Source organism: Curtobacterium sp. MCBA15_007 (assembly GCF_001864905.1).
GTDB lineage: Bacteria > Actinomycetota > Actinomycetes > Actinomycetales > Microbacteriaceae > Curtobacterium > Curtobacterium poinsettiae.
The window spans coordinates 9,045-9,604 of the sequence record NZ_MJGM01000029.1; the positions used below are offsets into that span (position 1 = coordinate 9,045).

At 74.6% G+C, this 560-nt stretch carries 1 protein-coding gene; it reads left to right on the forward strand.

What is annotated here, in order from left to right; all coding sequences use genetic code 11:
- The coding region (locus BIU95_RS12475) for a M17 family metallopeptidase (protein WP_217639443.1) at positions 1-560 on the forward strand (560 nt) is incomplete at both ends.

The following is a 560-nucleotide window of genomic DNA, read 5'->3' on the forward strand; positions in this document are numbered from 1 at the left end:
CGTCGCCGCCGACGCCGCGGTGCGCCCGGCGATCGTCGCCGACGCCGCGTCGCTCGTGCGCGACCTGGTGAACACCGCCGCCGGTGACCTCGGGCCGCAGGACGTCGCCGACGTCGCGACCGGGTTCGCCTCGGACCTGCCGCTCACGGTCGAGGTCCTCGACGAGCAGGCGCTCGAGGAGCAGGGCTTCGGCGGCATCCTCGGCGTCGGCCGCGGTTCCGCCCGGCCTCCGCGTCTGGTCGTCGTCCGGTACGCACCGGAGTCCGCGACGAAGCACCTCGCCCTGGTCGGCAAGGGCATCACCTTCGACTCGGGCGGCCTCTCGCTCAAGCCCGCGGCGTCGATGCTCGGGATGAAGACCGACATGACCGGTGCCGCCACGGTGCTCGCCGCGACCGTCGCCGCCGCCCGCCTGGGCCTCGACGTGCGGGTGACCGCATGGCTCGCCCTGGCCGAGAACATGCCCTCCGGCACCGCGACCCGCCCGGGCGACGTCCTGACGCTCAAGAACGGCACCACGGTCGAGGTCACCAACACCGACGCCGAGGGGCGCCTGGTGC